This is a genomic window from Corallococcus sp. 4LFB (genome assembly GCF_046520365.1).
In the GTDB taxonomy this organism is placed as follows: Bacteria; Myxococcota; Myxococcia; order Myxococcales; family Myxococcaceae; genus Corallococcus; species Corallococcus caeni.
In genome coordinates, this window is sequence record NZ_JBKGHJ010000497.1 from 1 (window position 1) to 5,820 (window position 5,820).

3 protein-coding genes and 1 pseudogene are annotated in these 5,820 nt (G+C 72.7%); all 4 read left to right on the forward strand.

What is annotated here, in order from left to right; genetic code table 11:
* Window positions 1-649, forward strand: a 649-nt coding sequence (locus tag ACLEQD_RS35055) for an isochorismate synthase (protein WP_410390094.1), incomplete at its 5' end; no start/stop codon positions are given.
* Entirely contained in the window at window positions 646-2,280 is a 1,635-nt protein-coding gene (locus tag ACLEQD_RS35060) for a (2,3-dihydroxybenzoyl)adenylate synthase (protein WP_410390096.1), read from the forward strand. The genes ACLEQD_RS35055 and ACLEQD_RS35060, both read left to right, overlap by 4 nt.
* 14 nt (window positions 2,281-2,294) lie before the next feature.
* Window positions 2,295-3,200, forward strand: a complete 906-nt coding sequence (locus ACLEQD_RS35065) for an isochorismatase family protein (RefSeq protein ID WP_410390098.1) — start codon at window positions 2,295-2,297, stop codon at window positions 3,198-3,200.
* Between the two features lie 22 nt (window positions 3,201-3,222).
* A pseudogene (locus ACLEQD_RS35070) lies at window positions 3,223-5,820 on the forward strand (AMP-binding protein); the annotation flags it as partial.

The window sequence follows — 5,820 nt, forward strand, 5'->3', positions numbered from 1 at the left end:
CGGCCCCCGGCGCGGGCGGCGCACGCTCATCGGCGCGAGCCCGGAGCTGCTGGTGGCGCGCTCGGGCCTCCAGGTCCTGGCCAATCCGCTGGCGGGCTCCGCGGCGCGCAGCGCGGATCCGGTGGAGGACCAGGCGCGGGCCACGCGGCTGATGGCGTCGCCCAAGGACCTGCACGAGCACGCGGTCGTCATCGACGCGGTGGCGGAGGCGCTGCGGCCCTTCTGCAGGACGCTGGACGTGCCCAGGGGCCCGTCGCTCGTGAGCACGCAGACGATGTGGCACCTGTCCAGCCGCATCACCGGCGAGCTGATGGACCCGTCCATCACGTCGCTGACGCTGGCGCTGGCCATGCACCCCACCCCGGCGGTGTGCGGCCACCCGACGGCGCTGGCGCACGCGGCCATCGGGGACCTCGAACCGTTCCACCGCGGCTACTACACGGGCACCGTGGGCTGGTGCGACGCCAACGGCGACGGGACGTGGGCCGTCACCATCCGCTGCGCGGAGGCCGACGAGCGCACCCTGCGGCTGTTCGCGGGCGCGGGCATCGTCGTGGGCTCCACCCCGGAGGCGGAGCTCGCGGAGACCGAGGCCAAGTTCCGCACCATGCTCCAGGCCATGGGCCTGGGCCTGGAGGTGCAGCCGTGAGCACCCCTCGCGAACACCTGCCCGGCTGCCCCACCTGGCCGGAGGACTTCGCCCGGCGCTACCGCGAGGCCGGCTACTGGCGGGGGGAGACCTTCGGCCAGCTGCTGCGCGACCGCGCCCGGGACTACGGGACGCGCGTGGCGCTGGTGGGCGGCGCGCACCGCTGGACGTACGCGGAGCTGGACGCGCGCGTGGACCGCCTGGCCGCGGGCCTCCACGCGCTGGGCATCCGCTCGCGGGACCGCGTGGTGGTGCAGCTGCCCAACGTGCCGGAGTTCTACGAGGTCATCTTCGCGCTGTTCCGCATGGGCGCGCTGCCGGTGTTCGCGCTGCCGGCGCACCGCGCGTCGGAGATCGGCTACTTCTGCGCCTTCACGGAGGCCGTCGCCTATGTCATCCCGGACCGCTTCGGTGGCTTCGACTACCGGGGGCTCGCGGAGCAGGTGAAGGCCTCCACGCCCACGCTCCAGCACGTGCTGGTGCTGGGTGACGCCGGGAGCCACACCGCGCTGGCGTCCGTCGCCAGGGAGCCCGTGACGCTGGAGGGGCCGTCGCCGTCGGACGTGGCGTTCTTCCAGCTGTCCGGTGGCAGCACCGGAGTGCCCAAGCTCATTCCGCGCACGCACGACGACTACCTCTACAGCCTGCGCGCCAGCGTGGACGTGTGCCGGTTCTCGCGGGACACGGTGTACCTGTGCGCGCTGCCCGCGGCGCACAACTTCCCGCTCTCCTCGCCCGGCGTGCTGGGCACCTTCTACGCGGGCGGCACCGCGGTGATGGCGCTGAGCCCCAGCCCGGACGTGGCCTTCCCGCTCATCGAGCGCGAGCGCGTCACCGTCACCGCGCTGGTGCCGCCGCTGGCCATGGTGTGGCTGGACTCGACGCTGGCGAAGAGGCACGACCTGTCCAGCCTGGAGGTCCTCCAGGTGGGCGGTGCCCGGCTGAGCGACGAGGCCGCCGCGCGCGTGCGCCCCACGCTGGGCTGCGGACTCCAGCAGGTCTTCGGCATGGCCGAGGGGCTGGTGAACTACACGCGGCTGGACGACCCGGAGACGCGCATCGTCACCACGCAGGGCCGCCCCATGTCGGACGCGGACGAGCTGCGCGTGGTGGACGACGACGACGTGCCGGTGGCTCCCGGCGAGACGGGGCACCTGCTCACGCGCGGGCCGTACACCATCCGCGGCTACTACAAGGCGGAGGCGCACAACGCCAAGGCCTTCACCCCGGACGGCTTCTACCGCACGGGCGACCTGGTGCGCCTGACGCCCGAGGGCGACCTCGTGGTGGAGGGGCGCGCGAAGGATCAGATCAACCGGGGCGGCGACAAGGTCGCGGCGGAGGAGGTGGAGAACCACCTGCTCGCGCACCCCTCCGTCAGCGACGCCGCGGTGGTCGCCATCCCGGACAGGTTCCTGGGCGAGCGCACCTGCGCCGTCGTCATCCCTCGCGGCGAGGCCCCCGCCCCCGCCGCGCTCAACGCCTTCCTGCGCCAGCGCGGCCTGGCGTCGTTCAAGATCCCCGACCGCATCGAGTTCGTCGCGGCCTTCCCGCAGACGGGCGTCGGCAAGGTCAGCAAGAAGGCGCTGCGCGACAGCCTGCGCCAGTCCCTCTCCACCCCTTCTCCCTGAAACAGGAGCCCTCCATGGCACTGCCTGCCATTGCCCCCTATTCCATGCCCGGCGCGGCGGAGCTGCCGCGGAACAAGATTGCGTGGACGCCGGAGCCCCGGCGCTGCGTCCTGCTCATCCACGACATGCAGCGCTACTTCGTGGACGCCTTCCCGCAGGGCCAGTCCCCGGTGACGGACCTGGTGGCCAACATCCAGCGCCTGCGCGCGCACGCGGTGAAGCTGGGCATCCCCGTCGTCTACTCCGCGCAGCCGGGAGATCAGACGCCGGAGCAGCGCGGCCTCCAGCTGGACTTCTGGGGCCCGGGCGTCCGCGCCGGCCTGAAGCAGCAGATCATCGAAGCGCTCGCCCCGGCGGAGGGCGACACCGTCCTCACCAAGTGGCGCTACAGCGCGTTCCGCAACACGCGCCTGATGGACCTGATGCGCGAGCAGGGCCGCGACCAGCTCATCATCTGCGGCATCTACGCGCACATCGGCTGCCTCCAGACGGCCAGCGACGGCTCCATGAGCGAGGTGCGCCCGTTCCTCGTCGCGGACGCGGTGGCGGACTTCTCCCTGGAGAAGCACCGGCTGGCGCTCGACTACGCCTCGCAGCTGGTCGCGTTCGTCACCTCCACGCAGCAGCTCATCGACGCCATGCCGGTACAGGAGGCCGCCCCTTCCGTGGACCGCGAGCAGCTTCGCGCGGACGTGGCGGAGCTGCTGATGGAGTCCGCGTCGGCGATTGGCGAGGACGACAACCTGCTGGAGCGCGGCATGGACTCCATCCGCCTGATGAGCCTGGTGGAGCGCTGGCGGCAGGGCGGCACGGAGGTGTCCTTCGTGGAGCTCGCGGAGAAGCCCACGCTCACCGACTGGTACGCGCTGCTCGCCGCGAAGCAGCCTGTCTCGCTGGCCCCTGGCGCTCGCGCCTCTTGACCCGACCTCGGAGCTCCCTGTCATGCGCCCTCCATCCCAGGACCCCCGCCCGCTGACCGCGGCCCAGCACGGCATCTGGGTGGGGCAACAGCTCGACCCGCGGAGCCCCGTCTACAACGCCGGGGAGTGCATCGAGCTCCGGGGTGCCGTGGATCCGGCGCGCTTCGAGTCCGCCCTTCGCAAGGCGATGGCGGACGCGGACGCGCTGCACTCGCGCTTCGTCGCGGGCGCGGAGGGGCCGGCCCAGCGCATCGACGCAGGGACGGACTGGACGCTCCAGCGCGTGGACCTGAGCGGTGAGGTCGATCCCTGGGCCGCCGCGCAGGAGTGGATGTGGAGGGACCTGGCCGCACGGTGGACCTGGAGACGGGGCCGCTGTTCGCGCAGGCGCTGCTCACCGTGGGGCCGGAGCGGTCCTTCTGGTTCCAGCGCATCCACCACATCGCCATGGATGGCTATGGCTTCTCGCTGCTCGCCCGGCGGGTGGCGGAGCTCTACACGGCGGAGGTGACGGGCAAGGCCGCGCCGGCGGGGTTCAGCCGGCTGGGGCCCGTGCTGGACGAGGACGTCGCGTACCGGAGCGGTCCCCAGCTCCAGAAGGACCGCGACTTCTGGGTGGGGCGCTTCGAGGACGCGCCGGTGCCTCCGCTGCTCGCGGAGGCGGCGCCCATGTCGTCGCGCTTCCTGCGGCGCTCGGAGCACCTGCGGCCGGAGCTGATGGCGGCGCTTCAGGCGGGCGCGAAGCAGGCGGGCGTGAGCTGGTCCGACCTGGTGCTGGCGGTGACGGCCAGCTACCTGCACCAGCGCACGGGCGCGGCGGAGGCCGTGCTGGGCCTGCCGGTGATGGGCCGCCTGGGTTCGGCGTCCCTGCGCGTGCCGTGCATGGCCATGAACATCGTGCCGCTGCGCATCCCCGTGCGGCCGGACGCGGGGCTGTACGCGCTGGCCCGCGACGTGGCGGCGGAGATGAAGGCCGCGCGTCCGCACCTGCGATATCGCTACGAGCAGCTGCGCCGCGACCTGCGCCTCGTGGGTGGGCAGCGCAAGCTGTTCGGTCCCGTCGTGAACATCATGCCGTTCGACTACGCCCTGGACTTCGCGGGTGTGCCGGGCACGGCACACAACATCTCCGCGGGCCCGGTGGAGGACCTGTCGTTCGGCTTCCATGCGCGGTCCGGTGGGACGGGCCTGCGCGTGGACCTGGACGCGAACCCGGCCTGCTACACGGAGGCCGCGCTCGAGGAGCATCAGCAAGGGTTCCTCAAGCTGCTGGAGTCGTTGCTCGCGCAGCCTGAGCGGCCGGTGCGGCGCTCCGCGACCGGCGCGGTGGGCTCCGTGCTGGATGGCGGGCCGGTGCCGACGGTGCGCCCGGTGCTGGAGCTGCTGAAGGCCCAGTCCGACGTCCGGCCGGACGCGGTCGCTCTGGAGCACGGCCGTTGGCGGATGACCTACCGCGAGCTGGTGACGGCGTCGCGGGCGCTGGCGGCGCGGCTGGTGGAAGCGGGCGTGCGGCCCGACACGGCGGTGGCGGTGCAGGTCCCCCGGGGCATCGACGCCATCGTGTCCAGCCTGGGGGTCCTGTTCGCGGGTGCGGGCTATCTGCCCATCGACCCGGCCGGCCCGGCCACGCGCAACGCGGCCATCCTCCAGGACGCGCGGCCCGCCGTAATGGTGGTGTCCGAGCGTCCCTCCCCCGACACGGATCCGACCGTGCCGGGTGTCCTCGTCGTGCAGCGGCTGGAGCAGCGCGACGCCTTCGCGCCGGGTGCGACGGAGAACGCCAGCCTGGGGACATCCGCTGACAACAGCACGTCCACCGGGAAGGCACCGGCCACAGCAGAGGACCTCACTGCCGAGTTGGGAGCACGCGATATCGCCGAAGCCCGGCTCGACAGCACGTCCGCGGGGAAGGTGCCTTCCACCTTGGTGGAGCCCATTGCCGAGCGGTCGGAGGCACGCGATAGCGCCGAGGCCCGGCTCGACAGCGCGTCCGATGGGAAGGGGCCTTCCGTCTCGGTGGAGCCCATTGCCCAGCGGTCGGAGGCACGCGATAGCGCTGAGGCCCGGCTCGCCTACGTCATCTACACGTCGGGCTCCACGGGGCAGCCCAACGGCGTGCAGATCACGCACGGAGCCCTGGCCCACTTCGTCGCGGGGGCGACGCAGCGGTACGGCGTCGGTCCCGAGGACCGGGTGCTCCAGTTCGCTCCGCTCCACTTCGATGCCAGCGTGGAGGAGATCTTCGTCACGCTGTGCGCGGGCGCGCGGTTGGTGCTGCGCACCGACGAGATGCTCCAGTCGGTGCCTCGACTCATGGAGGCGTGCGCCGAAGCGGGCATCACCCTGCTCGACCTGCCCACCGCCTTCTGGCACGAGCTGGCCTACAGCCTGTCCACCGGCGCAGCCCGGCTGCCCGACACCCTCCGCACCGTCATCATCGGCGGTGAGGCGGCGCTGCCGGAGCGCATCGCCCGCTGGCGGGACGTCGCGGGCGACCGCGTGCGACTGCTCAACACCTACGGCCCCACCGAGGCCACCGTCGTCGCCACCGTCGCCGCGCTCGCGGGGCCTGACGCGCCTGCCGTCCGGTGACGAGGTCCCCATGGCGGCCGCTTCCGGG